The sequence below is a fragment of the Nonomuraea sp. B19D2 genome (genome assembly GCF_040137845.1).
GTDB lineage: Bacteria > Actinomycetota > Actinomycetes > Streptosporangiales > Streptosporangiaceae > Nonomuraea.
Genome location: NZ_JBEFAK010000003.1, coordinates 419,124 through 445,556 on the forward strand (window position 1 = coordinate 419,124; position 26,433 = coordinate 445,556).

Below are 26,433 nucleotides of genomic sequence, written 5' to 3' on the forward strand. Positions count from 1 at the left end.
AGGACATAACGGTATTTGGATCACTTGCAACCGGGTTGCAGCTTCATTAACCGTTGACGCGGATAAGCGCCCAGGGGGATGATCCCCGCGTGGTGCCTGGACCGGCGCTCGCGAGGAGCACGGGATGAGCGTGGTGTCGCGACGGACCGTGGCCGAACTGGCCGCCTCCTTCGCCGGGCAGGGGCCGGGGCTCGCGCTGTTGTTGTAGGTGTCCGCGCTGGCCGCTGGCGCTCGGGCGTACCGTGCTCGCGCTTTCACGGCGGCCAGGAGGCGGACGTACGAGCTGGCCGCGCTGGAGGCGTCGGGCGCCCGCGTGGCAGTTCGCCGAGCCCCCGGTCACGCCGCCGCTGCCGCACGCGGACGCGGCCGTGCCCGTCGCGGCCGTCGTCGGTGTCGCGGCCTGCTGGCCGCCGTGCTGGTGTCGGAGGCGCTGTTGCGCGGCATCCGCGTGGAGCGCCTCCGCGACGCCCCCTCCTAGCTGCCCGCGGGCTGCTTGGCGAGCTGGCCCATGTACGCCCTGGCCAGGGCGAGCACCCCGTCCATCGCCTCCTTCTGGGGCATGAACTGGACCTTGGGCGAGTTCGTCGGCTCGTCCTTCGGCCGCTGGTGGCCGGAGTAGTCGATCCTGACGGCGACCGAGCCCTTGCGCATCAGCACCGTGCCGGTGGACGCGGAGACCTCGCTGTGCCGGTTCTGGATGAACTGCTGGTACGCCTGGTCGCCCAGCCCCTTGACGTCGGTCAGCTTGCCCCAGGAGATGCCGCCCATCGACGACTCCGCCATGTGCTTGTCACCGCTGTACTCGCTGGCGTAGTAGCTCTTGGCGGCGGTTTCGTCGGCCGTGCCCGCCCGGTTGGTGAACCGGTGCACGGTGATCAGCGCACTGCGGATCTTCTTGGCCCCCTCGCCGTCGCCCGGCAGGTCGAGGTTGAGCCAGCGACACTCGGTCTGGGCGTCGGCGCCGGCCTCGGTGCCGCGCGCCCGGGTGGTGGGCTGGGGCACCAGCCGCGTGGCCACCTCCGTCACGGCCGCGCAGTCGGCCGGGAACTCCGCCAGCACGGTCGGTGAGGGCGTCGGCCGCGCGCTCGGCGTGGTCGTGGCCTGCGACGGCTCGGCCTGGGCCAGCACGTTGGGGTGCTGCTTCTGCCAGGCCGCCACGCCCTTGGCGAAGTGCCCGACCAGGCCGCTCACCTCGCGGATGGCGTTCTCCTCGGTGATCGACTGCGTGCCTTCGCTGGACAGCATCTGCGCGTCCTTGCGCTGCTGCCCGGCCTGGAACTTCACCTCGATCGTCACGTCGCCGACCCGGGCGTGGGCCAGGCCGTAGGAGTACCACAGCAGCTTGCCGCCCCGGCGCCAGGTGTACTGCGCGAACGCGCCCTCACCGACGCCCGGGATGTCTTTCATCGGCGAGATGTACTCCTTGTCGCCGGGGTCGAGCGAGGGCTTGGCGGTCTCCCTGTACTTGCCGCCCTGGTATTCGACCTCGTACGAGTTCTGTGCCATGGCCCGGCCGGTCTTGGCGCCGTCGCCCTTGTGCTGCTCGATCCGTACGTCGATCTCCCTGCTGCGCCAGAACTCGCCGAACGAGATGCGGTCGTTCTTCCAGTTGCAGATGAAGTCGACCGTGTAATCGCCGTCCTTGGATCTCTTGGAGACGGTCGCGTCGGGCACCAGCCGGTCGGCCTCCTCCTCGGGCAGCATGGCGCACACGTCGGGGCCCGCCGCCGCGGTGGTGGCGGACTGCGACGGCGCCGCACTCCTGGCCGTGGGCGGCTTGGCGGCGCCGGAGACCTTCTCCACCACCACGTACACGCCCACCCCGCCCGCCGCGACCACCACGACGAGGGCGGCGGCAAGCGTGGGCAGCAGCCAGGCGGGCCGCCGCGGCGGCGGGGGCGGCATCGGTGGCAGTGTCGGGGGCTGGTTCGGCCGCGGGGGCGGCATCGGCGGCATTGCGGGGGGCTGGTTCGGCGGCCCGAACTGCCTGCCCGGCGGCTGGGACGGGTCGGTGGGCGGCTCCCACTCGTTACCGGGATTCACTGGCACTCCTGGGGTTGCCCTGACTTGGGGTGAAACATCCTAGTCACGCCCCTTGCAAGGTGCTTGCTGTTCTCATCTTGACCGGCTCATTTGGACAGGGCCGCCGAGACCAGGCGGGCGGCGGCGAGCGCCGGTTCCTTGTCCACAGGGGCCGAGGCCGGCACGTCGGCACGATGCCAGACCACCTCGCCGAGCAGGTTGCTCGTGCGGAAGAGCACCGTGCTGGTGGAGAAGCCCTCGGCGCTGGAGCTCGCGGAGACCTCGAAGCTGTTCTGGATGATCGCCGCCTCCCCGACGCCCTTGACGTCGCCGACCGAACCGCGGGCGACTCGCCCCTCCGTGCCCTTCGCCGCGGTGCGGCTGGCCTTCTCGCTGGCGAAGCGGCGCAGCGCCACCTGCGGGCCGCTGAGATCGCCGTCAGGCTGCTCAGCCCAGGTGCGCACGGTGAGGCGGTCCTTACGTGCCATGCCCAGGCGCACAGTCCACTGGCACTCGCCCGGTCTGGTGAGCGTGCGCTTCGGCTTGTCCTTCACGATCTGTACGGCCTGGGCGTCGCTGAGCAGCGTGCAGGGGTCGGGCGTCTTGGCGAACCTGCCCGTCTCGGGCCCGCTCCCCAGCGCGCCCGCGGCGTACCAGCCGCCGGCGCCCAGTGCCACGGCCGCGGCGAGCACCGCGGGCACCAGCCACCACCGGCGCCGGGGAACCGGGGCGGGCCCGGCCAGGGCGCTCAGCGCCTGGCGCACCTGTGCCGTCGTGGGGCGGGCCGCCGGGTCCTTGGCGAGCATGGCCATGAGCAGGCCGCCGAACTCGCGGCCCGCCCTCATCGGGAACGGCGGCTCGTGCAGCAGCACCGCCGCCGCCACCGCCGCGGCCAGCTCCCGCTCGAACGGCGCACGCCCCTCCACCGCGGTGTAGAGGCTGGCGCCGAGCGACCACAGGTCGGACGCCGGGCCGGAGGGCTGCTCGTTGAGCCGCTCGGGTGCCATGTAGCCGGGCGAGCCCGCGAAGCCGAACCTGCCGCCCTGCCCGCCCATCTGCGTCGCGATGCCGAAGTCGGTGAGCATGGCCGAGCCGTCGGCGTCGAGCAGGATGTTCGCGGGCTTGACGTCCTGGTGGAGCATGCCGCTGGCGTGGGCCACCTCCAGGGCCGACAGCACGCGCAGCCCGACCGCGGCCACGTAGCCGGGCGGCAGCGGCCCCTGCTCCTTGATCACTTTGTCCAGGGAGCGGCCGCTGACCAGGTCCATGATGATCCACGGCTGGTCGCCCTCCAGGACGACGTCGTGGACGAGCACGATCGCCGGGTCGCGCAGCCTGCCCGCCGTCCTGGCCTCGTGGATCGCGATGCCGGCGAACTCCGCCCGCTCGGGCGGCGTCAGCCCGTCCGGCACGCGTACCTGCTTGACCGCGACCTGGCGGTCGAGGATCTCGTCGATGGCCCGCCACACCGTGCCCGCGCCGCCCTGCCCGAGCCGCTCGATCAGGCGGTAGCGGCCGGCCAGCAGATAGAGGTCATCCGGCATTGCGCAACGCCTGCTCGCTCGCCTGCGCCGCTTTCAGCGCCGTCTGCTTGATCCCCTCGTCGGTCTGCTTGTCGCCGAGCGCCGTGTATTCGACGACGACCACCAGGTTGGCCAGGCGGTAGAAGACCTGCGCGGTGTGGACGCGGCCCGTGGTGCCCTTCAGCTCGAAGCCGAACGCCTCCTCGCCGAGGCCGGTGACCTGGTGGACCGGGGTGCGCTTGGCCTGCTGCCTCGTCTTCACCCCGATCTCGGGCCAGGTCCAGTCGGCGGTGTCGTACCTCTCCCAGTAGCGCTTCTGATTCTGGAACAGCGTCTTGGCCGAGACCGTGGTCATCGACCAGGGGTCGACGGTGTCGGAGTCTTTCTGCACCTGCAGGCCCACGCCGGTGTTGGTGACCGGCCAGCTGCACTCGGGGCCGTCGCCGTCCGAGCTCGGCTGCGCCTTCGGGGGACTCTGCGTACGCAGCAGCCTGCCCACGTCCTGCCGGCTGAGCAGCGTGCACACGTCCATCGGCGCGGTGAACGCGGCCGGCACCGCGGCCGCCCGGTCCCGCAGGACGAGGAAGGCGGTCGTGCCGCCCGCGGCGAGGACCAGCGCCGACGCGGCGGCGATCCAGAGCGCGGCCCTGCCGCCGCGCCGGCCGACCTTGCTGGGCGCGGTCGCGTCATGGCTGACCGGCAGCGGCGGCGCCTGCCCGCCCGCGGCCACCTGCCTGAGCGCGGGCACGACCACCCGCGCGTCGGGGCGGGCGGCCGGGTGCTGCGCCATCATGGCCGCCAGCAGCGGACCCAGGGGCCCCGGAGCGACCGGTGCCGGCTCCGTCAGCGTCGTGCGCACCCGCTGGGCCGCAGACCCCGCGTAGGCCGGCGCGCCCGTCAGCGCGACGTAGAGCGTGGCGCCGAGGGACCACAGGTCGCTGGCCGGGCCACCGGGCTCGCCGGCGAGCCGCTCGGGCGCGATGAACCCCGGCGAGCCGATCATCAGCCCCTGCTCGGTGAGCGTGGCCTGGCCCTCCTGCCTGGCGATGCCGAAGTCGGTGAGCACCACCCGGCCGCTCTCGGTCAGGAACACGTTGCCCGGCTTGACGTCGCGGTGCTGCATCCCCTGCGCGTGGGCCGCCATCAACGCCTCCAGCACGTCGGCGCCGACCCGCGCGGCATAGTCAGCCGGCATGGGTCCGAACTCGCGCACCGTCTCACCCAGCGTGCGGCCCCGCAGCAGCTCCATGACCAGCCAGGGCCGATCCTGCTCCACGACCACGTCGTGCAGCGCCACGATGCCGGGATGCCGCAGCCGCGCGGTGGCCTGCGCCTCGCGCACGGCCCGCTTCACCGAGTCGGAACGCTCCTTCGGCGACATGCCTTCGGCCAGCGTGAGCTCCTTGACCGCGACATCACGCTCAAGCATCTCATCCCTGGCCAGCCACACCTTTCCCATGCCGCCCGCGCCGAGAGGGCGCAGCAGGGCATAGCGGCCGGCAAGTCTTCCCGCGGACATACAGGGAAGGGTAACTAAGGATCAAGAGGGATGGTTATTCGTTCCTGTCGGTCCCCCTCTCTATGGTCTTGGATCGTGGACGCGGTTCAAGGCACTCTCGACGAGCTCGGCACTCCGCTGAGCGACGTCACGTTCGTCGTGTTCGACCTCGAGACGACCGGCGGCGCCCCGTCCGACGACGCCATCACCGAGATCGGCGCGGTCAAGGTCCGGGCGGGCGAGGTGCTCGGCGAGTTCTCGACGCTGGTCGATCCCGGTGGGCCGATCCCGCCGTTCATCTCCGTGCTGACCGGCATCACCGACGCCATGGTCACGGCCGCCCCGCGGATCGAGGCGGTGCTGCCGAGCTTTCTCGAGTTCATCCGCGGGGCGACCCTGGTGGCCCACAACGCCGGCTTCGACACCCGCTTCGTCAAGGCCGCCTGTGCCGCCCACGGCTATCCCCCGCCCGCCAATCCGGTCGTCGACACCGTCGACCTGGCCCGCCGGGTGCTGACCCGCGACGAGGTCCCCAACGCCAAGCTGGCGACGCTGGCCAGGTTCTTCCGCAGCTCCACCGAGCCGTGCCACCGCGCCCTGCAGGACGCCAGGGCCACCGTCGACGTGCTCCACGGGCTGATCGAGCGGGCCGGGTCGTTCCAGGTGCACACGCTCGAAGAGCTCAAGTCGTTCGTCCGCGCCCCCACGCCGGAGCAGCAGCGCAAGCGCCACCTGGCCGAGTCCGTGCCGCACGCCCCCGGGGTCTACTTCTTCGAGGACGAGCGCGGCGAGGTGCTCTACATCGGCAAGAGCACCAACCTGCGCAACCGCGTGCGCTCCTACTTCACGGCGGGCGAGACCCGCCCCCGCATCCGCGAGATGATCGGCATCGCCGAGCGGGTGCGCCACATCGTCTGCTCGACCGCCCTGGAGGCGGAGGTCAGGGAGCTGCGCCTGATCGGCGGCGCCAAGCCCCGCTACAACCGCCGCTCCCGCTTCCCCGAGAAGGTGCTCTGGCTCAAGCTCACCACCGAGGTGTTCCCGCGCCTGTCGATCGTCCGCGAGATCAAGGACGACGGGGCCACCTACCTCGGCCCGTTCACCAGCGCCCGCGCCGCCGACGACGCCCGCATCGCCCTGCACGAGGCGGTCCCCCTGCGCCAGTGCACCCAGCCCATCACGCTGCGCACCCGGCGGTCGGCCTGCGTGCTCCACGACATGGGCCGCTGCGGCGCGCCCTGCGAGGGCAAGGAGAGCCGGCAGGAATACGCGGTCCACGCGGAGAGCGCGCGCCGGGCCATGACGCTCGACGCCTCGCTGGTCTTCACCGCCGTGGCGGCCCGCATGGAGCGGCTGTCGGTGGAGCAGCGCTACGAGGAGGCGTCGGTCGACCGCGACCGCCTGGCCTCCTTCGTCCGCACGGCGGCCCGCATGCAGCGGCTGAGCGCCATCACCCGCATCCCGCAGTTAGTGGCCGCCAGCCCGGCCTTCGACGGCGGCTGGGACATCCACGTCATCCGCTACGGGCGGCTCGCGGCGGCCGGCGTCATGCCGAAGGGCGCCCATCCGACCCCGTTCGTGGCATCCCTGACGGCCACCGCCGAGGCCGTCATCCCGGGGCCCGGCCCGATCCACGCGGCCAGCGCCGAGGAGACCGAGTGCATCCTGCGCTGGCTGGAGTCGCCCGGGGTGCGGCTGGTGGAGGTGGACGGCGAGTGGAGCCTGCCCGCCTGGGGCGCCGCCCGCCACAAGACCCGCATCGACCTGGCGTACCGGCATCTCGATCAGCGGCGAAGCCGGGAGGGGCGACCTCTGAGGTGAAACGATAGAGTTGATGCATGGTCACGGCTATCGTCCACATCAACGCAGAGGTAGACCGGATCCCGGAGGTCGCCCAGACGATCGCCGAGATCGAAGGGGTCAGCGAGGTCTACTCCATCACCGGCGACTACGACCTGATGGCGATGGTGCGGGTGGCCGCCTATGAGGAGATCGCCGAGGTGGTGCCCGGGCGGATCAACAAGGTGGCCGGGGTGCTGCACACGGAGACGCACATCGCCTTCCGCGCGTACTCCAAGCACGACCTGGACGCCGCCTTCTCCATCGGCTTCCCCGAGGCCGACTGACCGCTTTCCGGCAGCCGCGCCCGCTCACCGGGCGCGCGAATCGCCGTCCTTCGGCGGGTGGCCGCTTCAGCCGCCACCTTCTCGCGCCGCCCCGCACGACGGCGCGGCACCGGCAACGCGAGCCCACCCGTTCGCCGCCCCGCACGACGGCGCGGCACCGGCAACGCGAGCCCACCCGTTCGGCTCCCCAGTGCGCGACGCCGTACCCCTGAGGCGGCGTGAAGTGCGGCCGCCAAGCGCCCCACAGCCGCTCCCGCGCGTGGTGAGGCCCGTTCGCTCGTCGGTGCCTGGTCTCTGGCATGCCGGCCGCTCCCCCGCGCGATGAGGCCCGGCAGGTGGCGTGGAAATGGCGGCGGGCCCGGACGAACGTGTCGTCCGGGCCCGCCGTCAGGTGTGGCGAAGAGGGTGGGTCAGTGGGTGAGGCTGCGGTCGTCGCCACCGGAGCCGATGGCGGCGTGCTCCTCCTCGTGCCCGTGCCCGTGCCCCTCGTCCAGCGGGATCTTCTCCCCGCCGTACGCCTTCGACATGCGTGCGCGCAGCTTGCCGATCGGGCCGCGCATGCCCTTCGGCGGGATGCCCGCGGCGTCCTCGGCCACCGGCAGCATCGCCACCGGCTCCTTACCGCGCACGTGGGCCTCGATGTCGTCCGCCTGCGGCGTGTGGACCTCGATGAACTCACCGTGCGGAAGCCGCTTGATGACGCCGGACTCCACGCCGTGCGAGACGACCGCGGAGTCGGAGCGCTGCAGGCCGAGGCACATGCGGTAGGTGATCAGGTACGCCAGCGCCGGCGCCACGAAGATCAGCACACGCCCGGCGTACGTCGTCCAGTTGAGGCTGATGTTGAAGGTCGCCGAGATCTCGTCGTTGGCGCCGAGCAGCCACAGCACGCCGTAGAACGTGATGGCCGACATGCCGATCGAGGTGCGGTGCGGGTTGTTGCGCGGCCGGTCGGCCACGTGGTGCTCGCGGTTGTCGCCCGTCACCCAGCGCTCGATGAACGGGTAGAGCGCGAGCCCCGTCATGATGATGCCCATCGGCACCAGCGCCGGGATGATCACGCTCAGCGGCAGCGTGCCCGCATGGGAGGTGCCGAAGAGGTTGATCTCCCACGGCACCATGATGCGCAGCGCGCCCTCGAGGAAGCCCATGTAGAAGTCGGGCTGCGAGCCGGCCGACACGTCGGCGGGCGTGTACGGGCCGAACAGCCAGATCGGGTTGATCTGGGTGAACGTCGCCAGCCCCGCCACCGTGGCGAGCGTGAACAGGAAGTACGCCCCCGCCTTGGCCATGAAGGCCGGGTAGAACGGCGCGCCCACCACGTTCTGGTTGGTACGCCCCTTGCCCGGCATCTGGGTGTGCTTCTGCACCCACATGAGCACCATGTGCGCCGAGATCAGCGCCAGCAGGATGCCCGGGATGAGCAGGATGTGCAGCGAGTAGAACCGGGCGATGACATCCTCACCCGGATATTCCCCGCCGAACAGGAAGAACGTGATGTACGTACCGACCAGCGGCAGCGAGATCGCCACGCCCTCGGTGATCCGCAGACCCGCGCCGGAGAGCAGGTCGTCCGGCAGCGAGTAGCCGGTCAGGCCCTCGAGCAGCGCCAGCGTCAGCAGCAGCACGCCGATCAGCCAGTTGAGCTCGCGCGGCTTGCGGTAGGCGCCGGTGAAGAACACCCGCAGCATGTGGACCATCATGCCGGCCACGAACATCAGGGCCGCCCAGTGGTGCATCTGCCGGATGAGCAGACCACCACGGACGTCGAAGCTGATCTCCAGCGACGACGCGTAGGCCTCCGACATCATCACGCCCTTGAGCGGCGCGTACGAGCCGTCGTAGGCGATCTCCATCATGCTCGGCTTGAACCAGAACGTCAGGAACGTACCGGTCAGCAGCAGGATGACGAACGAGTAGAGCGCGATCTCGCCCAGCAGGAACGACCAATGGTCCGGGAAGATCTTGCGCAGGTTGCGCTTGAGGAAGTTGGCCCCGCCGAGGCGGTCGTCGAGGAACGTCGACGGGCCCGCGATGCCCTTGGGAACGGCATTGAGCTCGCTCATGCCTGGCCTCCCTTCTCCCTGGCCGCCTGCTCGGCGTCACCGCGTTCCCAGTAGCTGGGGCCGACCGGCACCTCGAAGTCGCCCTGGGCGATGAGGTAGCCCTCGGCGTCGACGGTGATGGGCAGCTGCGGCAGCGGCCGGGCGGCCGGACCGAAGATGACCTTCGCACCGTCGGCCGCGTCGAACGTCGACTGGTGGCAGGGGCAGAGGATGTGGTGGGTGTTCTGCTCGTAGAGGGCGGCGGGGCAGCCCACGTGGGTGCAGATCTTGGAGTATGCCACGATGCCGTCGTGCGTCCAGTTCTGCCGGACGCCGCTCTTGATCTCCTCCGGGCGGAACTTGATCAGGATCAGCGTGGCCTTGGCGAGGGCGTTGAGGTCGTGCTGGTAGCCCTCGGGGACCACCGACAGGATGCCGCCGGGCGAGTTGAAGTCGGCGGCCCGGATCGGCTGGCCGGTGCCCTCGACGACGAGCCTGAGCGGCTTGCCCTCCTTGGTCTTCTCACCCCAGACCGTGTGGCGCAGCGTCTTGTTGAACTTCGCGCCCGGCATCTTGCTGTTGTCGAGGTCGCGCAGCAGCACCAGCGGCACCAGGCCGAGGGGCGCGGCGGCCAGCAGCAGCGTGCGGCGCAGCAACTTGCGCTTGACGAAGCCGCTCTCGTTGGCCCCCTGGACGAACGTGTCCGCCACGACCTCGCGGTCGTCCTCCTCGGAGGCCATCGGGTGGCGCTCCTGGATCAGGGAGTACTTCGGCATGATCTGGCGGACCCAGATCACGATGCCGATCGCCAGCCCCAGGATCGCCACCGTCAGCGAGGTGCCCAGCGCGAAGTTGGACACTCCGGTCGCCTCGGGGCTGCCGACCTGGAAGACCACGTAGGAGATGATGAACGCGATGGCCGCCAGGAACGTGATCGTGTAGCAGAGCGCCACGATCTTCTCGGCCTTGCGGGCCTTGGTCTCGTCGGGCAGCGTGACGCCGGGGACTTCCTTCTCGACGTCCGCCGCTTCCGCGGTGCCGAGCATCGAGGTGCCCGGCGCGGGGGTGCCGATGACGCGCTTGGGTACGCGCTCATCGGGCTGCTCGATCTCGTGCTCGTTGTCTGTCATGACTTCTGTCGCTTCTTCGCGGTGATCCAGATGGCGGCGAGTGCGAGGACGCTGAGGCCCACGATCCACGCTACGAGACCTTCGGTGACCGGTCCAATGCGCCCGAGGCCGAAACCTCCCGGGTCCTTCTGCTCACGGACCTGGGTGATGTAGGCGATCATGCTGCGCTTCTCTTCAGGCGTGATGGTCGAGTCGTTGAAGACCGGCATCGCCTGCGGGCCGGTGACCATCGCCTCGTAGATCTGCGTGGGGGTCGCCGAGTTGAGGTTGGGGGCGTACTTGCCCTGCGTGAGGGCGCCGCCGGCGCCGACCCAGTTGTGACACTGGATGCAGTTGGCGCGGAACAGCTCGCCGCCCTTGCCGGCGTCGCCGAGCTTGGGGTCGACGTGCTCCGAGGCGGGGACCTGCGGGCCGCCGCCCAGCGACTGCACGTAGGCGCCGATCTGCCTGATCTTCGTCTCGTCGACCCAGGGCGCGAGCGGCTTGCGCGGAGCCTGCGGGCCGGGGTTGGCGGCGGGCATGCGGCCGGTGCTCATCTGGAAGTCGACGGCCGCGGCGCCGACGCCGATGAGCGTGGGCGCCTTGTCCTTGACGCCCTCCGCGTTCATGCCGTGGCAGCTGGAGCAGTGCTTGACGAACAGGCTCCTGCCCTCGGCCACGTCATCGACCTTGCCTGCCGCCAGTGCCGCGTCGGCAGGCTTACCCGCCTGGACAAAAGCGGCGTATACCATCCCGACCAGCGCCAACGCCAAAATCAGGACGGCGTATCTCGCGAGGGGATGCCGCCGCCAAGCGGTGATCCTAGTCACAGAGATCCCGTTCCTTAACGAATGATGTAGATGGTCGAGAAGAGACCGATCCAGACGACGTCTACGAAGTGCCAGTAGTAAGACACGACGATCGCGCTGGTGGCCTGCTCATGCGTGAAGCGCTTCGCGGCGTACGTGCGTCCCAGCATGAACAGGAACGCGAAAAGGCCACCGGTCACGTGCAGGCCATGGAAGCCCGTCGTCAGATAGAACACCGAGGTGTAGGCGTTAGCGGACAGGGTCGCGCCCTCCGACGCCAGCTCGCCGTACTCGTACAGCTGCCCGGCCACGAAGACCGCGCCCATGAGGAAGCTGACGATGTACCAGAAGCGGAGCTTTTGCACCTGCCCCTTCTCTGCGGCCCACACACCGAGCTGGCACGTCACACTCGACAGAACCAGGATGATCGTGTTGACCGTCGCGAACGGGATGTTCAGGTGAGCGCCCTCTGCGACCTCGAGGCCCGCCTTGTGCAGCGCGGGCCCCCAGACGAGGCCGTTGCCCTCGCTCACCGACCGGATGGTGAAGTACATCGCGAACAGCGCCGCGAAGAACATGAGCTCAGAGGACAGCCAGACGATCGTCCCGACACTGACCAGATTGGGTCTGCGGTACGACTGTGCTGTCGTCGTCGAAGTTATTGCGGATGCTGTCGCCACGGGCAGCATTATTGCGGCTTCAGTGGTCGGTCCCGCGCACGACCCCCCGGTTAGCAGGTACAAACCGGTAGGCAACCTGGGATAATCGCCTCAAAAGGCCCTGTCAGACATGGTGGCCTGGGAATGCACAGCCGCGCACCGGTACCATCCGAGGTGACCATACCGCTACAAGGGATAGTGAGCGCGACAGTGACGTCCACTGGGAGCACCGGCGACACGATGAGGGTCCTCGTCTACAGCGACGACGCCGCCACCAGGGCTGAGGTGAGCCAGGCCATCGGCAGGCGCCCCGCGGCCGACGTACCCCTCGTGGAGATCGTGGAGTGCGCCACCGAGCCCAAGGTCCACCAGTGGCTGGGCTCAGGCGAGATCGACGTGGCCGTCCTCGACGGCGAGACGCAGCCCGCGGGCGGCATGGGCGTCTCCCGCCAGGCCAAGGACGAGGTCTACGACTGCCCGCCCATCTGCCTGCTCATCGCCCGGCGCGACGACCGCTGGCTGGCCGAATGGTCCAAGGCCGACGCCGTCGTGCCGCAGCCGCTGGAGCCCATGGTGCTCGCCGACACGGTGGCCGACCTGATGCGCCGCCGCTCCGCCACCCGACTCAACGCCAAGTAGGTGCCCATGGACTCCCGGACGACCTGGCCCACCCTGCTCTCCGCTCTCCTGTCCGGGGAGCACCTCACCTCCGACGAGACGGCCTGGGCGATGCGGGAGATCATGTCCGGCGCCGCGACGCCCGCCCAGATCGCCGGGTTCGCAGTCGCGCTGCGTGCCAAGGGCGAGACGGTGGCCGAGGTGGTGGGCCTGGCCCGCACCATGCTGGAGCTGGCCACGCCGCTGAGCGTGGAGGGGCCCGTGGTCGACATCGTCGGCACGGGCGGCGACCGCGCCCACACCGTCAACGTCTCGACGATGGCCGCCATCGTGGCCGCCGCCGCGGGCGCCCGGGTCGTCAAGCACGGCAACCGCGCGGCCTCGTCCTCGTGCGGCGCGGCCGACGTCCTTGAGCACCTGGGGATCCGGCTCGACCTCACGCCCGAGCAGACCGCGCGGGTGGCGCGCGAGGCGGGCATCGCGTTCTGCTTCGCCCCGGTCTACCACCCCGCGCTCCGCTTCGCCGGTCCGCCGCGCAAGGAGATCGGCGTGCCCACGGTCTTCAACTTCCTGGGCCCGCTCACCAACCCGGCCCGCCCCGCCGCCCAGGCCATCGGCGTCTTCGATGCGCGCATGCTGCCCGTCCTGGCCGGCGTCTTCGCCGAGCGCGGCGTCTCGGCCCTGGTGTTCCGCGGCGACGACGGGCTCGACGAGCTGACCATCGCGGGCACCTCGACGGTCTGGGTGGTCAAGGAGGGCACGGCCACGCAGGCCACCTTCGACCCGACGGTCCTCGGCATCCCGCGCGCCGACGCGGGCGCGCTGCGGGGCGGCGACGTGACGTTCAACGCCCAGGCCGTACGCGACCTGGTGCAGGGCAAGACGGGTCCGGTGCGCGACGCCGTCCTGCTGAACGCCGCCGCGGCCCTGGTGGCGCTCAACGGGCCCGGCGACGACCTCGACGCGGCCATGACCGAGGGCTACGCCCGCGCGGTCCAGGCCATCGACTCGGGCGCGGCCGCGGCCACTCTCGACCGCTGGGTCGAGGCCAGCGCCTCCTTCAGCCGCGCCTGACGGCGCCACTCCGCGGCCTTCCAAATGGCACCGCCCTCGTGAAATCGGGCGCGACCCGGCGGCAGGTGGGCTGCTTGCGGTGACGTGCGCGCCCCGGCGTGACAGCCGGGGCGTTACGGAACCGGCATCAGAACGTGATGGTCGGGCCGCCCTTGAGCACGCTCCACTTGAGCCACTCCTTCCAGTTCTCCTGCCAGTGCCCCCAGCCGTTCGTGGGCTCCAGCTTCCGCGGTGTCCCCGTGATGATGATCGGATCCCCGATCAGCGTGTTCTTGAGGAACCAGATGGCGTTCGCCGGGCTGATGTTCACGCAGCCGTGGCTGACGTTCGAGTTCCCCTGGGAGCCCACCGACCAGGGTGCGCTGTGCACGTACTCGCCGCTGTTGGAGATGCGGACGGTGTTGTAGACCGTCAGTGAGTAGTACCCGGCCTGTCCCGGGCCGGCATCCGGCGAGGTCATGACCGTGACCGGCTCGCGCGACATCGCCAGGTGGACGCCCGAGGTCGTGTGGTACTTCCACACCCCGCCCTGGCCCGCGCTCATCGGCATCTCGCGGATCTTCCTGCCGTCCCGCCGGACGATCAGCACGTGCTCGTCGGTGCTGCCCTTGGTGATCTGCTCACGACCGATCTTGAAGTCGAGCCGTACGTCGCGCTTGCCGTACATGCCGGGGCCGCCGCGCACGCCGGCGAGCTTCGCCTCCACCTGGACCTTCGTGTGCGCCGGCCAGTACTTCTCCGGCCGGAAGTCCACGTGGCTGTCGTCGAACCAGTGCCAGGCCCCCTCCACCGGCTTGGAGCTGCGGACGGTGAGGTTGCGCTCGACGGACACCCGGTCGGCGATGGGCTTGTCGAAGGCGATCATGACGGGCATGCCGACGCCGACCGTCAGCCCGGTGTCCTCCTTGTTCGGGGTGATCGTCTTGATGTCGAACGCCTTGTCGCCCTTGACCGTCGAGAACGTGCTGGTGGTCTGGCTCTCCTTGCCCGCGCCGTCCACGGAGACCACGGTGACCGTGTACGCCGTGCTGGGCCTGGCGGTGACGTTGCTGCGCCAGCGGGTGCCGTCGGCGCTGAGCACGCCCGCCAGCGGGCCGGACCTGCCGCCGTCCACCCGTACGCTCTTGAGCGTGCCCGTACGGGCCGAGACCACCAGGGGCTGGTCCGTGGGCACGTTCGCGGCCTTGTCCCGCGGAGAGAACGTCACAGAGGGCCCCTGGGCCCCTCCGGCCATCGCCATCCCGCCAGTAGGTTTCGGTGCGCCGCCCGCTGAGCACGCAGACAGCAGTGCCACGGCCAGCAGACCGGCCGATCCCTTCGCTACGTGTCCCACGAATGACTCCCTCGTCCACGAACGAACCGCTTCCGTCTCCTTTATTACCCTCAGTGATCGATTAACCACATCCGCATACCGGTAAAGAACGCCAAAAAGCGGGCGTCCCCCCTCAAGAGAGACGCCCGCTTCGGCAAACAGGTCAGTGCGAGAAGTGACCCCGGTAGTACTGGAACACGAACCCGACCATGGCCATGATGACCAGGAACAGCCCGATCAGGAACATCCAGAAGCCGATCACGAACCCGGTGAAGGCGAAGGCCGCCGCCAGGCACAGGAACAGCGGCCACCAGCTGCTCGGGCTGAAGAACCCGATCTCGCCCGCGCCGTCGCTGATGTCGGCCTGCTTGTTGTCCTCCGGCTGGGCGCCGATGCGGCGCGCGGTGAACATCAGGTAGTAGCCGACCATGAACGCGAACCCGACCGAGATCGCCATGGCCGTGGTGCCGACCGGCTCACCCTGGCCCGTCGCCGCCTTGGTCCAGAACCAGTAGGCGACGTCGACGCCGGCGAAGAACAGGCCGCACGCGAGGAACAGCCAACCCTGGACTCTCATCAGGCCTCAACCTCCTGCGCCTGCTTGGCCGAAACGTGCGGGTGGTGCAGGTCGAACGCCGGGCGCTCGGACCGGATGCGCGGCAGCGAGGTGAAGTTGTGCCGCGGCGGCGGGCAGGAGGTCGCCCATTCGAGCGAGCCTGCGTAGCCCCAGGGGTCGTCCACCGTGACCTTGGGCGCGCTGCGCCAGGTCTTCCAGACGTTGTAGAAGAACGGCAGCGTCGAGGCGCCCAGGACGAACGCGCCCACCGACGAGATCATGTTGAGGTCGGTGAAGCCGTCGGCCGCGCTGTAGTCGGCGTACCGGCGCGGGAAGCCCAGCATGCCCAGCCAGTGCTGGATGAGGAAGGTCGTGTGGAAGCCGATGAACAGCAGCCAGAAGTGCAGCTTGCCGAGCTTGTCGTTGAGCATCTTGCCGGTGAACTTGGGCCACCAGAAGTAGAAGCCCGCGAACATGGCGAACACGACCGTGCCGAAGACCACGTAGTGGAAGTGGGCGACGACGAAGTAGGTGTCGCTGATGTGGAAGTCGAGCGGCGGCGAGGCCAGGATGACGCCCGTCAGACCGCCCAGGAGGAAGGTGACGAGGAAGCCGACCGAGAAGAGCATCGGCGACTCGAACGACAGATGCCCTCGCCACAAGGTGCCGATCCAGTTGAAGAACTTCACACCTGTCGGCACCGCGATGAGGAACGTCATGAACGAGAAGAACGGCAGCAGCACCTGCCCGGTCGGGAACATGTGGTGCGCCCAGACCGTGATGGACAGACCCGCGATCGAGATCGTCGCGACCACGAGGCTGATGTAACCGAAGATCGGCTTGCGGCTGAAGACCGGCAGGATCTCGCTCACGATGCCGAAGAACGGCAGCGCGATGATGTACACCTCGGGGTGGCCGAAGAACCAGAACAAGTGCTGCCACAACATCGCGCCGCCGTTTTCGGAGGCGAAGATGTGGGTGCCGAGCTTGCGGTCGGACTCCAGCGCGAGCAGCGCGGCGGCCAGCACGGGGAAGGCCATCAGCACGAGCATGCTGGTGAGCAGGATGTTCCAGGTGAAGATCGGCATGCGGAACATGGTCATGCCGGGCGCGCGCATGCAGATGATCGTGGTGATGAAGTTCACCGAGCCGAGGATCGTGCCCAGACCCGACAGGGCCAGGCCCATGATCCACAGGTCGCTGCCCATGCCGGGCGAGTTGATCGCGTTGGACAGCGGCGTGTAGGCGAACCAGCCGAACGAGGCCGCGCCGCCCGGGGTGAAGAAGCCCGACACGGCGATGATGCTGCCGAACAGGTAGAGCCAGTAGCTCACCATGTTGAGGCGCGGGAACGCCACGTCGGGGGCGCCGATCTGCAGCGGCATCAGCTCGTTGGCGAAGCCGGCGAACAGCGGCGTCGCGAACATCAGCAGCATGATCGTGCCGTGCATGGTGAACAGCTGGTTGAACTGCTCGTTGCTGGTGAACTGCATGCCCGGCTGCGCCAGCTCGGCCCGCATGACCAGCGCCATGACGCCGCCGATCAGGAAGAAGGCGAACGACGTGATCAGGTAGAGGTGCCCGATGATCTTGTGATCAGTGGAGGACAGCCACTTGGCGATCACCTGGCCCTTGGTGACGGGCCTGGCCGACGCGCGTAGGGGTTCGTGGATGGCGGTCACTGGGCGCTCCCAGCCTGGTGTGTCGCGATGTACTGGTCGAACTCTTGCTGCGGGACGAGCTTCACCGAGAAGAGCATGCGGCTGTGGTCGACGCCGCACAGCTCGGCGCAGCGGCCCGCGAAGACGCCCGTCCGGTCAAGGGTCGTGATCTGGAACTTGCGGCCCGGGTTGTCTTCCTTGATCCCGGGGAGGACGTCCCGCTTGAACAGGAACTCCGGCACCCAGAACGAGTGGATGACATCGTCGGTCGACAGGTCGAACTCGACCTTCGTCTTCGTCGGCAGGACCAGCTGGGGGCCCTGGTGGTAGTCACTCACCGGCACACCCGCGACCGGCTGCAGCGTCTTGCCGTTGACGGTCGTGGTGAAGCGCCAGCTCCACTGGAACGCCTCGACCTTGACCTTGACGGTCGCGTCGCCGTCCACCCTGGTCAGCGTCTCACTGTCGCGGGCGGTGAAGAAGAAGAACACCGACACCATGACGAGCGGGATCAAGGTGTAGAGCATCTCGATCGGCAGGTTGTAGCGCACCTGCGGCGGGAGGTCCGCCTTGGACTTGCGCTTGCGGTGGAAGATGGCCGCCCACACGATCAGAACGATGACCACGGCGCCCGTGGCGAGGGCGGCGATCCAGGCCCCGTTCCACAGACTCTGGACCACGTCACCCTGCTCGGTGACATGCTCGGGAAGAAGGCCGCGAGACCAGTCAGCCTTCGGTACGTCATTAGCACACGCCGTAGCAGTGGCCAGCAGCAACGCCAAAGCGGCGGCGCGCGGCACCCTGCGCCGGGCCAACGAACGCCGCGTCGTACGGCGAGTCGGACTCACGGATCGCCTACCCCACAGATGAAGCCCAAGAGTCTCTCTCTTGGGCGCTCCTATTTCCAGATGCACAGCTGATTGCAGACACATTAGCGTGCAGGTGCCTCGCCCTACCGCGCGACCCCTCGATGGCGCCGCAAGTGGGACGATAAGTCTCGTGGCGTACTTCGACGCGGCTTCGAGCGAGCCGCTCCACCCTCAGGCACGCGAGGCGCTGCTGGCGGCGATCGACGTCGGCTGGGCCGACCCCGCGAGACTGTACGGCCAGGCCCGCCGCGCGCACCTGCTGCTCGAGCAGGCCCGCACGGAGGTGGCCGAGGCGCTCGGCGCGCGCCCGGAGGAGGTGTCGTTCACCTCATCCGGCACGCAGGCCGTGCATCTCGGCGTCCTCGGCACCCTACACGGCAGGCGCAGGGCCGGGCGCCACCTGGTGACGAGCGCGGTCGAGCACTCCAGCGTGCTGCACGCCGGTGGAGTGCACGAACGCGACGGCGGCACGGTCGAGACGGTCGGCGTGGACCTGACGGGCCGGGTCGACCTCGACCGCTTCGCCGAGGCGGTCTCCCGTCCCGGCACCGCGCTGGCCTGCCTGCAGACGGCCAACCACGAGGTCGGCACCGTGCAACCGGTGGCCGAGGCCGCCGCGGCCTGCCGTTCCCACGGGGTTCCGCTGCTGGTGGACGCGGCGCAGACGGCCGGCAGGATGCCGATGCCGGACGGCTGGTCGGTGCTCACCGCCAGCGCCCACAAGTGGGGCGGCCCCGCGGGGGTGGGCGTGCTGGTGGTGCGCAAGGGCACGCGGTTCCGCTCGTTCCTGCCGGAGGACGAGCGGGAGCGGCGGCGGGTGCCGGGGTTCGAGAACGTGCCCGGCATCGTGGCGGCGGCGGCCGCCCTGCGCGCGATGGCCGCGGACGCGGCGCAGGAGCAGGCGCGCCTGTCCGAGCTCGTCGGGAGGATCAGGGAGACGGTGCCGAAGATCGTCCCGGACGTGGAGGTCATCGGCGACCCCGTTGAGCGGGCGCCGCACATCGTGACCTTTTCGTGCCTGTACGTCGACGGGGAGGCGCTGCTGACCGAGCTGGACAAGGCTGGTTTCGCCGTTTCGTCAGGAAGCTCGTGCACCGCTAGTACGCTTCGTCCATCGCACGTTCTTGAAGCGATGGGCGTGCTGACGCATGGCAATGTCCGGGTGTCGCTGCCCAGGGGCACTTCCGCGGCCGAGGTCGACAGATTCCTCGCCGTGCTGCCCGATCTGGTGCGCCGCATCCGCCAGGACGCGGGAGTCGCATGACCGAGGTTACCCAGCCGGCTCTGACGATCGACGCGCTCGGGAAGAAGTGCCCGATCCCGATCATCATGCTCGCCGAGCAGATCAACTACGTCCCGCTCAACGCCGTCGTGGCCGTGCTGGCCGACGATCCGGCGGCTTATACGGACGTGCCGGCGTGGTGCAGGCTGAAGTCGCACCGGCACGTGGGTTCGTACGAGCTGCCCGAGGGCGGCTGGGCGATCCACGTGAGGCGCAACTACTGACTTTTCCCGAAATGCATGGGTAGGGGCTTCCCGTACGAAGTCACCGACCTTCGGGGGAAAGCTCATGACAAGCGGACATCCGCACGAGACCGCCCGTGACCTGATGAGTCCGGGAGCGGAGTGTATCGGGGCGCACGAGACACTCGACCGGGCGGCGCAGCTGATGCGTAACAGCAACGTTGGATCGCTGCCCGTGTGCGGGCCGGACGAGCGCGTGAAGGGCATCATCACCGACCGCGACATCGTGATCAAGTGCATCGCGGCGGGTCACGACCCGTCCAAGGTGACGGCGGGCGAGCTGGCCGGCGGGCTCGTCTTCGTCACTCCGGACACGAGCGTGGACGAAGCGCTCACCAAGATGGAGGAGAACCAGATCAAGCGGCTGCCGGTGCTGGAGAACGACCGCATCGTCGGCATGATCAGCGAGTCCGACCTGGCCAAGCACCTGCCTGACGCCCAGCTCGCCGAGTTCATGCACCACGTGTACGCGAGGGGCTGACGAGGCGCTGGGCCGTATCGGAAGAGCCAGGGCCGCGAGACGCCGCCCCGCCGCATGTCGGGCGGGGCGGCTTACAACTGTTACGGGTGGTAACAGCGGACGAACTCGGCGATCTCCGCCGCGGCGCCGGCACCGTAGGCGGCGGCGAAACGCTCGAGGAAGACCTGCTGGCCGAGCTCGTACTCCTGGCCGCCGACGCGTTCGAGCACGTGGGTGGCGGTCAGGTTGCCGATCTGGCCGCAGCGCTCCAGCGGCAGCCCCCAGGCCAGGCCCGACAGGAACCCGGCGCGGAAGGCGTCACCGACGCCGGTGGGGTCCGCCTTGCCCCTTTCGGGGGCCGGGGCGACGGCGATGGACGGCTCGCCCCTCCGGTCGATGACCGCGCCCTTCGGGCCGAGCGTGGTGACCCGGACGCCGACCCGGTGCAGGATCTCCTCGTCGGACCAGCCGGTCTTCTGCTCGATGAGCCCCTTCTCGTAGTCGTTGGAGAAGAGGTAGGCGGCGCCGTCGACGAGCTGGCGGATCTGCTCGTCCGCCATGCGCGCGAGCTGCTGGGAGATGTCCGCGGCGAACGGGATGCCGCGCTGGCGGCACTCGTCGGTGTGGCGCAGCATCGCGTCGGGGTCGTTGGGGCTGATCAGCACCAGGTCGAGGTCGCCCAGGCGGCCGGCCACGGGCTGCAGCTCGATGAGCCGCGCCTCGGCCATGGCGCCGGTGTAGAACGAGGCGATCTGGTTGTGGTGCTGGTCGGTGGTGCACAGGAAGCGCGCGGTGTGCTGGGTCTCCGAGATGTGCACGGAGTCACAGTCGACGCCGTGGCGCTCCAGCCACGACCGATAGTCGGCGAAGTCGTTGCCGACGGCGCCCACGAGCACCGGCTTCAGGCCCAGGCAGGCCATGCCGAACGCGATGTTCGCGGCGCAACCGCCGCGACGGATCTGAAGGTCATCGACCAGGAACGAGAGTGACACCCGGTCAAGCTGCTCGGCGATCAGCTGGTCGCCGAAACTTCCTGGGAAGGTCATCAGGTGGTCTGTCGCGATGGAGCCGGTAACGGCGATGCGCACGGGATTCTTCTTCCTCGTTGTCAGCAGGCCTATGAGCCCCACGAGAATACGCGAAGGTCCCGCTCACATGAAGCAAGCGGGACCGCGCAAGCCACCCCTAGTTGAACGAGTCACCACAGGCGCAGGAGCCCGTGGCGTTGGGGTTGTCGATGGTGAAGCCCTGCTTCTCGATGGTGTCCACGAAGTCGATCGTGGCCCCCATCAGGTAGGGAGCGCTCATGCGGTCGGTGACCACCCCGACGCCCCCGAAGTCCGACACCACGTCGCCGTCCATCGACCGGTCGTCGAAGAAGAGCTGGTAGCGCAGGCCGGAGCAACCGCCCGGCTGCACGGCGACCCGCAGCTGCAGACCTTCCTCGCCCTGCTGCTCGAGCAGGCTCTTGACCTTGGCGGCGGCCGCGTCAGTCAGGATCAGGCCCTGCGCCGTGGTCTCGCTGCTCTCAACCGTCATCTGCTGACTCCCTAACCCGGCTGTCTGTTTCTGACGTCCTACTAATGACGCTACCAACACCTGGCCCATGCCACACATTCCCGGAGCGCCCACCCCCGTAATAAGCAGGTTCGTCCGTGTGCCATCATGAGTATCGTCAATTCGACGATAAGGGGGTATGGCCATGGCCACCCAGACTGGGCTGCCGCTCTTCGTCCTCGGCCGGGGCGCCGATCCGCACAGCGAGAAGGGGGTCGAGTGCCCGGGCGAGCTGCCGCCCGCCTCCGACCCCGACCTGGTGGAGCGGGCCAGGAAGGCGAAGGAGGCGCTCGGCGACCGCCTGTTCGTGCTCGGGCACCATTACCAGCGCGACGAGGTCATCCAGTTCGCCGACGTGACGGGCGACTCGTTCAAGCTGGCCCAGCAGGCGGCGGCCCGGCCGGAGGCGGAGTTCATCGTCTTCTGCGGGGTGCACTTCATGGCCGAGTCCGCCGACATCCTGACGGCCGATCCGCAGAAGGTGATACTGCCTGACCTGGCGGCCGGGTGCTCGATGGCGGACATGGCCACGTTCGACCAGGTCGAGGAGTGCTGGGACGCCCTGGAGGACGCCGGTCTGGCCGACCAGGTGATTCCGGTCACGTACATGAACTCCAGCGCCGACATCAAGGCCTTCTGCGGCAGGAACGGCGGCGCGGTCTGCACCTCCTCCAACGCCCGCCGCGCCCTGGACTGGGCGTTCTCGCGCGGCGAGAAGGTGCTGTTCCTGCCCGACCAGCACCTGGGCCGTAACACTGCGGTGCTGGAGATGGGCATGTCCCTGGAGGACTGCGTCGTCTGGAACCCCCACCGCCCGAACGGCGGCCTCACCCAGGATCAGCTGGAGCGGGCGAGGATGATCCTGTGGCGCGGCCACTGCTCGGTGCACGGCCGCTTCACGGCCGACTCGGTCGACGACGTACGCTCCCGCATCCCCGGTGTGAACGTCCTGGTGCACCCCGAGTGCCGTCACGAGGTCGTGCTCAAGGCCGACCACGTGGGCTCGACCGAGCACATCATCAAGACGCTGGAGGCGGCGCCGGCGGGCTCGAGCTGGGCGATCGGCACGGAGCTCAACCTGGTCAAGCGCCTGGCCCAGACGTTCCCCGACAAGAGCATCTCGTTCCTGGACAGGACGGTGTGCTACTGCTCGACCATGAACCGGATCGACCTGCCGCACCTGGTGTGGGCCCTGGAGTCGCTGGTGCTGGGCGAGGTCGTCAACCAGATCACGGTGGACGAGGACACCGCCCACTGGGCCAAGGTCGCCCTGGACCGCATGCTGGCCCTCCCGTAGCCCCCGAAGCGGGCGCGGGGAGGAGCATGGCGCCGGGCAGCGGTCCGATGGTGCCCGGCGCCGTTGCGTCCCTCCGCGGTGCGTTCAGCGGAAGGCCGCGGCGTTGCGCCGGGCCCAGGCGGCGAACGGGCGGGGAGCCCGGCCGAGCACGCGCTCGACGTCCGGGCTGATCCGCTGTTCGGCCGGGGTCGGCTCGCCGAGGATGGCCAGGGTGGTGTCCGCGACCGGCTCCGGCATGAACGCGAGCATCTGAGCCCGAGCCTCCTCGCGGCTCTGCTCCACGAACGTGACCACCTCGCCGAGCGCCTCCCCGATGGCGGCGGCGCTCTGGCGCGGGGTCACCGGCTCCGGCCCGGTGAGCTCGTAGATCCGGCCGTCATGGCCGGGCTCGCGCAGCACCGTGGCCGCGACCTCGGCGATGTCGTCGGGGTCGATGACCGGCAGCCCGACGTCGCCGAACGGCGCGGCGACCGTGCGGCTCGCACGGACCGGCGCGGCCCACGCGAACCTGTTGGAGGCGAATCCGCCCGGCCGCAGGATCGTCCATCGCGCGCCCGAGTTCATGACCGCGCGTTCGACCTCCGCCCCGAAGCGGCCGTGGGACGCGCTCTCCGGACGGGTCACCACACCCTGCGACGAGAGCAGGACCACCCTGCCCGGGCCGCTCACCGCGGCGACGATCTCCTTGGGCTCCGCGGCGAACAGATCGCCACTCGTGAGCAGGAACACTGCGTCGGCACCCGCCAGGGCCGGGCGCATGCTCCCGGCGTCGGCCAGGTCGGCGGCGACCGCGCGCACACCCTCGGGCACGTCCGCGCCGGTGATGCGGCGCGACACCGCGGTGACCTCTTCGCCCGCCTCGGCCAGCAGCCGGACCAGGGTCCTGCCGACGTTTCCGGTGGCTCCCGTGACGACGATCATGATGATTCTCCTCAAAGTTAGTTAGTCGGCTGACTCACTTGTGAAGGACCATAGCACGACTCCGGCACCTATAGTTAGTCAGGTGACTGACTCAACGCGGTCCAGGGTGCAGGCCGCCTCCGCCAAGCGGCAGCGGCTGATGGCCGCCGCCGCCCAGGTCGTGCACCGGCAGGGTGTCGAGCGCACCACCATCGCCGACATCGCGCGCGCCGCCGACGTCCCGGTGGGCAACGTGTACTACTACTTCAAGACCAAGGACGACCTGGTCGCGGCCGCGCTCGCCGAGCACGCCCGGCAGCTGGAGATACTCACCGACCGCCTGGACCGCCTCGACGACCCGAGGGAACGGCTCAGGAGCCTGGTGGAGACCTGGGTCAGCCAGCGTGACCTCGCCGCCCGCTACGGCTGCCCGACCGGAACGCTCGCCGCCGAGCTCGACAAGCGCGACGAGGGCGGCCTGGATGCGGCGGCGGGCAGGGTCATCCGGCTGCTGATCGACTGGGTCGGACGCCAGTTCGGGGAGCTCGGGCTGCCCGACCCCGAGGGGCTCGCCCTGACGCTGGTGGGCGCCTACCAGGGCATGTCCCTGCTGGCCAACGCCCTGCGCGAGCCCGACATCATGAACCGCCAGGGCGCGCGCCTGCTCGACTGGCTCGACTCACTCTCCGCCGAAGCCGTCTAGGCCCGTTCTCCGCCCGCCGACGTACGGCGAGGGGCGCGAGGCGGTCGCGGTGACGTGCGGAGAGACAGGTCTAGGCGAAGTCGTAGCCGAGCCGGACGGTCACCGTCAGCGTCTGGCGACCGGGGCTGATGGACGCATCGCTCTCGGCCGCCGCCAAGGCCATGTGGCGCAGGGGCTGCGGGCCGCCGCCCTTGAGCTCCTCACTCACCGAGACCACCCTGCCCAGGGGGCGCCCGGCCAGCTCGGCGTAGTGGGCGGCCTTGGCGGCGGCGTCCCGGAACGCCCTCGCCCTGGCCTCCTTCAAGAAGCCGGACGAGTCGGACACCTCGAACGCCACACCGTTCAACCTGGCCTCCTCCCCGACTCCGGCCACCGTGTCGATGACATGATCGGCCCGCGTCAGGTCGCGGACGACCACCTCCACGCCCTGGACGGCCCGGTACGCGGCCACCTTGGGGTATGCCTCGTACTCCGGCCCCAGCGACAGCTCCACCGTGCGCACGTCCTCCGCGGCGACGCCCGCCCGGGCCAGCGCCTCGGCCAGCCGGGCGGCGGCGGATCTGGCGGCGCTGAAGGACTCCGCGGCGGAGGCCCTGCGGACCTCGACGCCCGCGTGCAGCCGCAGGATGTCGGGTGCGGCCAGCACGGCGCCTTCGCCGACGACGGTGATGTCCACGCCTACCCCCTCAGATCGGGTTCCGCATCGATCCTAGGACGCACGGCTCATATGCGGACGGCGTCGGCGATCGCCTGCGGATTCCGCAGCTGTACCCGGCGCCTGGACTCCGGCAGGCGCACGAGCCGGGCGGACAGCAGGCCGGCCTCCCGGACCGTGTTGCGCGCGCCCGTGCTGATCACCGTGACCGGTACGTCGGGGATCGGCCTGTCCGCCCTCATCCGGCGCAGGTCCTCGGCCATGTCACGGCGGGCCAGCCACTCCCCCGCCACCGCGGCGAGCACCTTGCCCACGCGGTAGACGCCGTACGGGTCGCGCCCGCCGGTGAGCAGCCGGTGCGCCACGGGCCCCGCGAGGCGGGCCAGGGCGGCCGCGCCCCACGTGCCGCCCAGCGCGGGCAGCCACCGGCCGGCGCTCCCGGCCGGCGCGAACAGCCTGCGGTCACCGGTGCCAGCCGGGTCGACCAGGACGAGCTTGGCCGCGCGGAGCGGGTGCAGCCTGGCGAACGCCTCCGCGTGCCAGCAGGCCACACCCTGGGCGACGACGATCACTCGATCCGGGTGCGCGGGGGCCAGCGCGGCCAGGCGGGCGGCCTCGCCGTACAGGGTGGGCGGGTCGGGCGAGCACGGGCTGAGGCCGAGACCCGGGCGGTCGAAGCGGATGACGCGATGACTCGCGGCCAGCCGGGCGGCCACGGCGTCCCAGTGGAACCAGGCGCCCCCGAGCCCCGCGGTGATGAGCACGGCGGGCCCGGCTCCCTGCTCGACCACATGCGGCCGCACGCCCCCGGGCGGCGCCGTCGTGCGGGCGGTCACGTCGTCCGAGACGAGCAGGTGGAGCGCCGCGTACACCAGCCAGATCGCGAACAATGTCAGCTGCGCCCGGTGCGCGATCCCCACCCCGTGCCGGTCGGCGTGCGCCGACAGCACGAGCAGCGTGGCCGCCAGCCCCAGCCACGTGAACAGCCACGACACCCACGAGCGCCATCGCGCGCTGAGCAGCACCATCGCGGCCAGCACGGCGGCCGTGGCCAGCATGCCCGCCACCAGGTGCGCGTAGTGCGCGGGCGACATGGACCGCCGCCCGCAGGACGGGTCGCTCAGCGTGGCGCAGTCCAGCGGGAACAGCCCGGCCGCGAGGGTGAGCAGCCCGAAGGCGGCCAGCGCCAGCCAGCCCCGCCCCTCGCGCGCCGCCCTCGGCACCAGCGCCACCCCCAACGCGCACGCCAGCCCCGACAGCGCGTCGCTGACCCGGAACAGGCGCGTCCACGGCTGGTCGCGGGCGGCCAGCTCGCTGACGTACCCGTCGGTCCTGTCGACCTCCGGCGAGGTGAACTGGCCGGTGATCCACGCGCTGCCCAGCACCGCCGCCACGATGAGCGCGCAGGCCGCGAGCACGTACAACCTTCGCTCCACGTGATCATTAGATCACTCGA

The 26,433-nt window shown here is 69.9% G+C and carries 26 protein-coding genes; 10 read left to right on the forward strand and 16 right to left on the reverse strand.

Features of this window, described 5'->3' with window-relative positions; all coding sequences use genetic code 11:
- Window positions 1-208 precede the first annotated feature (208 nt).
- Window positions 209-478, forward strand: a complete 270-nt coding sequence (locus ABN273_RS08585) for a hypothetical protein (RefSeq protein ID WP_349448110.1) — start codon at window positions 209-211, stop codon at window positions 476-478.
- Here ABN273_RS08585 and ABN273_RS08590 read toward each other — a convergent pair.
- The 3 genes from ABN273_RS08590 to ABN273_RS08600 form a co-directional block, all read right to left on the reverse strand.
- Window positions 475-2,043, reverse strand: coding sequence for a hypothetical protein (locus ABN273_RS08590; protein WP_349448111.1), 1,569 nt, complete (start codon window positions 2,041-2,043; stop codon window positions 475-477). The two genes, ABN273_RS08585 and ABN273_RS08590, sit on opposite strands and share 4 nt — an antisense overlap.
- Before the next feature lie 86 nt (window positions 2,044-2,129).
- Window positions 2,130-3,566, reverse strand: a complete 1,437-nt coding sequence (locus tag ABN273_RS08595) for a serine/threonine-protein kinase (protein WP_349448112.1) — start codon at window positions 3,564-3,566, stop codon at window positions 2,130-2,132.
- Window positions 3,556-5,064 (reverse strand): serine/threonine-protein kinase, encoded by a 1,509-nt coding sequence (locus ABN273_RS08600; RefSeq protein WP_349448113.1) that lies wholly within the window; start codon window positions 5,062-5,064, stop codon window positions 3,556-3,558. The genes ABN273_RS08595 and ABN273_RS08600 overlap by 11 nt, the downstream gene beginning before the upstream one ends.
- A gap of 30 nt (window positions 5,065-5,094) precedes the next feature.
- Here ABN273_RS08600 and ABN273_RS08605 point away from each other — a divergent pair, with 30 nt between their 5' ends.
- A complete protein-coding gene (locus tag ABN273_RS08605) occupies window positions 5,095-6,864 on the forward strand; it encodes a DEDD exonuclease domain-containing protein (protein ID WP_502910974.1) in 1,770 nt (589 codons plus the stop codon).
- Window positions 6,865-6,881: 17 nt separating this feature from the next.
- A complete protein-coding gene (locus tag ABN273_RS08610) occupies window positions 6,882-7,169 on the forward strand; it encodes an Lrp/AsnC family transcriptional regulator (protein WP_349448115.1) in 288 nt (95 codons plus the stop codon).
- A gap of 410 nt (window positions 7,170-7,579) precedes the next feature.
- Here the strand turns inward: ABN273_RS08610 and qcrB are convergent, their stop codons facing one another.
- From qcrB to ctaE, 4 genes are read right to left on the reverse strand one after another with little or no spacing between them, the layout of a single operon-like run.
- On the reverse strand, window positions 7,580-9,235 hold the full coding sequence (qcrB, locus tag ABN273_RS08615) for a cytochrome bc1 complex cytochrome b subunit (protein ID WP_349448116.1): 1,656 nt from the start codon (window positions 9,233-9,235) through the stop codon (window positions 7,580-7,582).
- A complete protein-coding gene (qcrA, locus tag ABN273_RS08620) occupies window positions 9,232-10,344 on the reverse strand; it encodes a cytochrome bc1 complex Rieske iron-sulfur subunit (protein ID WP_349448117.1) in 1,113 nt (370 codons plus the stop codon). Before qcrA ends, qcrB begins: the two co-directional genes overlap by 4 nt.
- Complete coding sequence (gene qcrC, locus ABN273_RS08625; RefSeq protein ID WP_349448118.1) at window positions 10,341-11,153, reverse strand: cytochrome bc1 complex diheme cytochrome c subunit; 813 nt, start codon at window positions 11,151-11,153, stop codon at window positions 10,341-10,343. Before qcrC ends, qcrA begins: the two co-directional genes overlap by 4 nt.
- 14 nt (window positions 11,154-11,167) lie before the next feature.
- Window positions 11,168-11,821, reverse strand: a complete 654-nt coding sequence (ctaE, locus tag ABN273_RS08630) for an aa3-type cytochrome oxidase subunit III (protein ID WP_349448119.1) — start codon at window positions 11,819-11,821, stop codon at window positions 11,168-11,170.
- Between the two features lie 210 nt (window positions 11,822-12,031).
- On the opposite strand from ctaE, the gene ABN273_RS08635 reads away from it, so the two are divergent.
- A complete protein-coding gene (locus ABN273_RS08635) occupies window positions 12,032-12,430 on the forward strand; it encodes a hypothetical protein (protein ID WP_349448263.1) in 399 nt (132 codons plus the stop codon).
- A 6-nt stretch (window positions 12,431-12,436) separates the two neighbouring features.
- Complete coding sequence (trpD, locus tag ABN273_RS08640) at window positions 12,437-13,483, forward strand: anthranilate phosphoribosyltransferase (protein WP_349448120.1); 1,047 nt, start codon at window positions 12,437-12,439, stop codon at window positions 13,481-13,483.
- A 127-nt stretch (window positions 13,484-13,610) separates the two neighbouring features.
- Here the strand turns inward: trpD and ABN273_RS08645 are convergent, their stop codons facing one another.
- From ABN273_RS08645 to ctaC, 4 genes are all read right to left on the reverse strand, one after another.
- Window positions 13,611-14,690, reverse strand: a complete 1,080-nt coding sequence (locus ABN273_RS08645) for a L,D-transpeptidase (RefSeq protein WP_349448121.1) — start codon at window positions 14,688-14,690, stop codon at window positions 13,611-13,613.
- 268 nt (window positions 14,691-14,958) lie between these two features.
- Complete coding sequence (locus ABN273_RS08650; protein ID WP_349448122.1) at window positions 14,959-15,372, reverse strand: cytochrome c oxidase subunit 4; 414 nt, start codon at window positions 15,370-15,372, stop codon at window positions 14,959-14,961.
- The gene (gene ctaD, locus ABN273_RS08655; protein ID WP_349448123.1) at window positions 15,372-17,033 is read right to left on the reverse strand and encodes an aa3-type cytochrome oxidase subunit I; all 1,662 of its coding nucleotides are present in this window, start codon (window positions 17,031-17,033) and stop codon (window positions 15,372-15,374) included. The genes ABN273_RS08650 and ctaD overlap by 1 nt, the downstream gene beginning before the upstream one ends.
- Complete coding sequence (gene ctaC, locus ABN273_RS08660) at window positions 17,030-17,860, reverse strand: aa3-type cytochrome oxidase subunit II (RefSeq protein ID WP_502910975.1); 831 nt, start codon at window positions 17,858-17,860, stop codon at window positions 17,030-17,032. Before ctaC ends, ctaD begins: the two co-directional genes overlap by 4 nt.
- Before the next feature lie 151 nt (window positions 17,861-18,011).
- On the opposite strand from ctaC, the gene ABN273_RS08665 reads away from it, so the two are divergent.
- From ABN273_RS08665 to ABN273_RS08675, 3 genes are all read left to right on the forward strand, one after another.
- Window positions 18,012-19,145: a cysteine desulfurase family protein gene (locus ABN273_RS08665; protein WP_349448125.1), complete on the forward strand. Its 1,134-nt coding sequence runs from the start codon at window positions 18,012-18,014 to the stop codon at window positions 19,143-19,145.
- Entirely contained in the window at window positions 19,142-19,387 is a 246-nt protein-coding gene (locus ABN273_RS08670) for a sulfurtransferase TusA family protein (protein WP_043638353.1), read from the forward strand. The genes ABN273_RS08665 and ABN273_RS08670 overlap by 4 nt, the downstream gene beginning before the upstream one ends.
- A 64-nt stretch (window positions 19,388-19,451) precedes the next feature.
- Entirely contained in the window at window positions 19,452-19,886 is a 435-nt protein-coding gene (locus ABN273_RS08675; protein ID WP_349448126.1) for a CBS domain-containing protein, read from the forward strand.
- Between the two features lie 80 nt (window positions 19,887-19,966).
- Here ABN273_RS08675 and ABN273_RS08680 read toward each other — a convergent pair whose 3' ends face one another.
- Window positions 19,967-20,953 (reverse strand): carbohydrate kinase family protein, encoded by a 987-nt coding sequence (locus ABN273_RS08680; RefSeq protein WP_349448127.1) that lies wholly within the window; start codon window positions 20,951-20,953, stop codon window positions 19,967-19,969.
- A 97-nt stretch (window positions 20,954-21,050) separates the two neighbouring features.
- Window positions 21,051-21,404 carry a HesB/IscA family protein gene (locus ABN273_RS08685; protein WP_349448128.1) on the reverse strand — a complete coding sequence of 118 codons (354 nt, stop codon included), beginning with the start codon at window positions 21,402-21,404 and terminating at the stop codon, window positions 21,051-21,053.
- A 157-nt stretch (window positions 21,405-21,561) separates the two neighbouring features.
- Here ABN273_RS08685 and nadA point away from each other — a divergent pair, with 157 nt between their 5' ends.
- Window positions 21,562-22,719, forward strand: coding sequence for a quinolinate synthase NadA (nadA, locus tag ABN273_RS08690; protein WP_349448129.1), 1,158 nt, complete (start codon window positions 21,562-21,564; stop codon window positions 22,717-22,719).
- A gap of 84 nt (window positions 22,720-22,803) precedes the next feature.
- Here the strand turns inward: nadA and ABN273_RS08695 are convergent, their stop codons facing one another.
- Window positions 22,804-23,640, reverse strand: a complete 837-nt coding sequence (locus tag ABN273_RS08695) for an NAD(P)H-binding protein (protein ID WP_349448130.1) — start codon at window positions 23,638-23,640, stop codon at window positions 22,804-22,806.
- A gap of 82 nt (window positions 23,641-23,722) precedes the next feature.
- On the opposite strand from ABN273_RS08695, the gene ABN273_RS08700 reads away from it, so the two are divergent.
- A complete protein-coding gene (locus ABN273_RS08700) occupies window positions 23,723-24,322 on the forward strand; it encodes a TetR/AcrR family transcriptional regulator (protein ID WP_349448131.1) in 600 nt (199 codons plus the stop codon).
- Between the two features lie 70 nt (window positions 24,323-24,392).
- Here the strand turns inward: ABN273_RS08700 and ABN273_RS08705 are convergent, their stop codons facing one another.
- Window positions 24,393-24,998 carry an SIMPL domain-containing protein gene (locus ABN273_RS08705; RefSeq protein WP_349448132.1) on the reverse strand — a complete coding sequence of 202 codons (606 nt, stop codon included), beginning with the start codon at window positions 24,996-24,998 and terminating at the stop codon, window positions 24,393-24,395.
- A gap of 47 nt (window positions 24,999-25,045) precedes the next feature.
- Window positions 25,046-26,413 (reverse strand): alpha/beta fold hydrolase, encoded by a 1,368-nt coding sequence (locus tag ABN273_RS08710; protein ID WP_349448133.1) that lies wholly within the window; start codon window positions 26,411-26,413, stop codon window positions 25,046-25,048.
- Window positions 26,414-26,433: the final 20 nt, after the last annotated feature.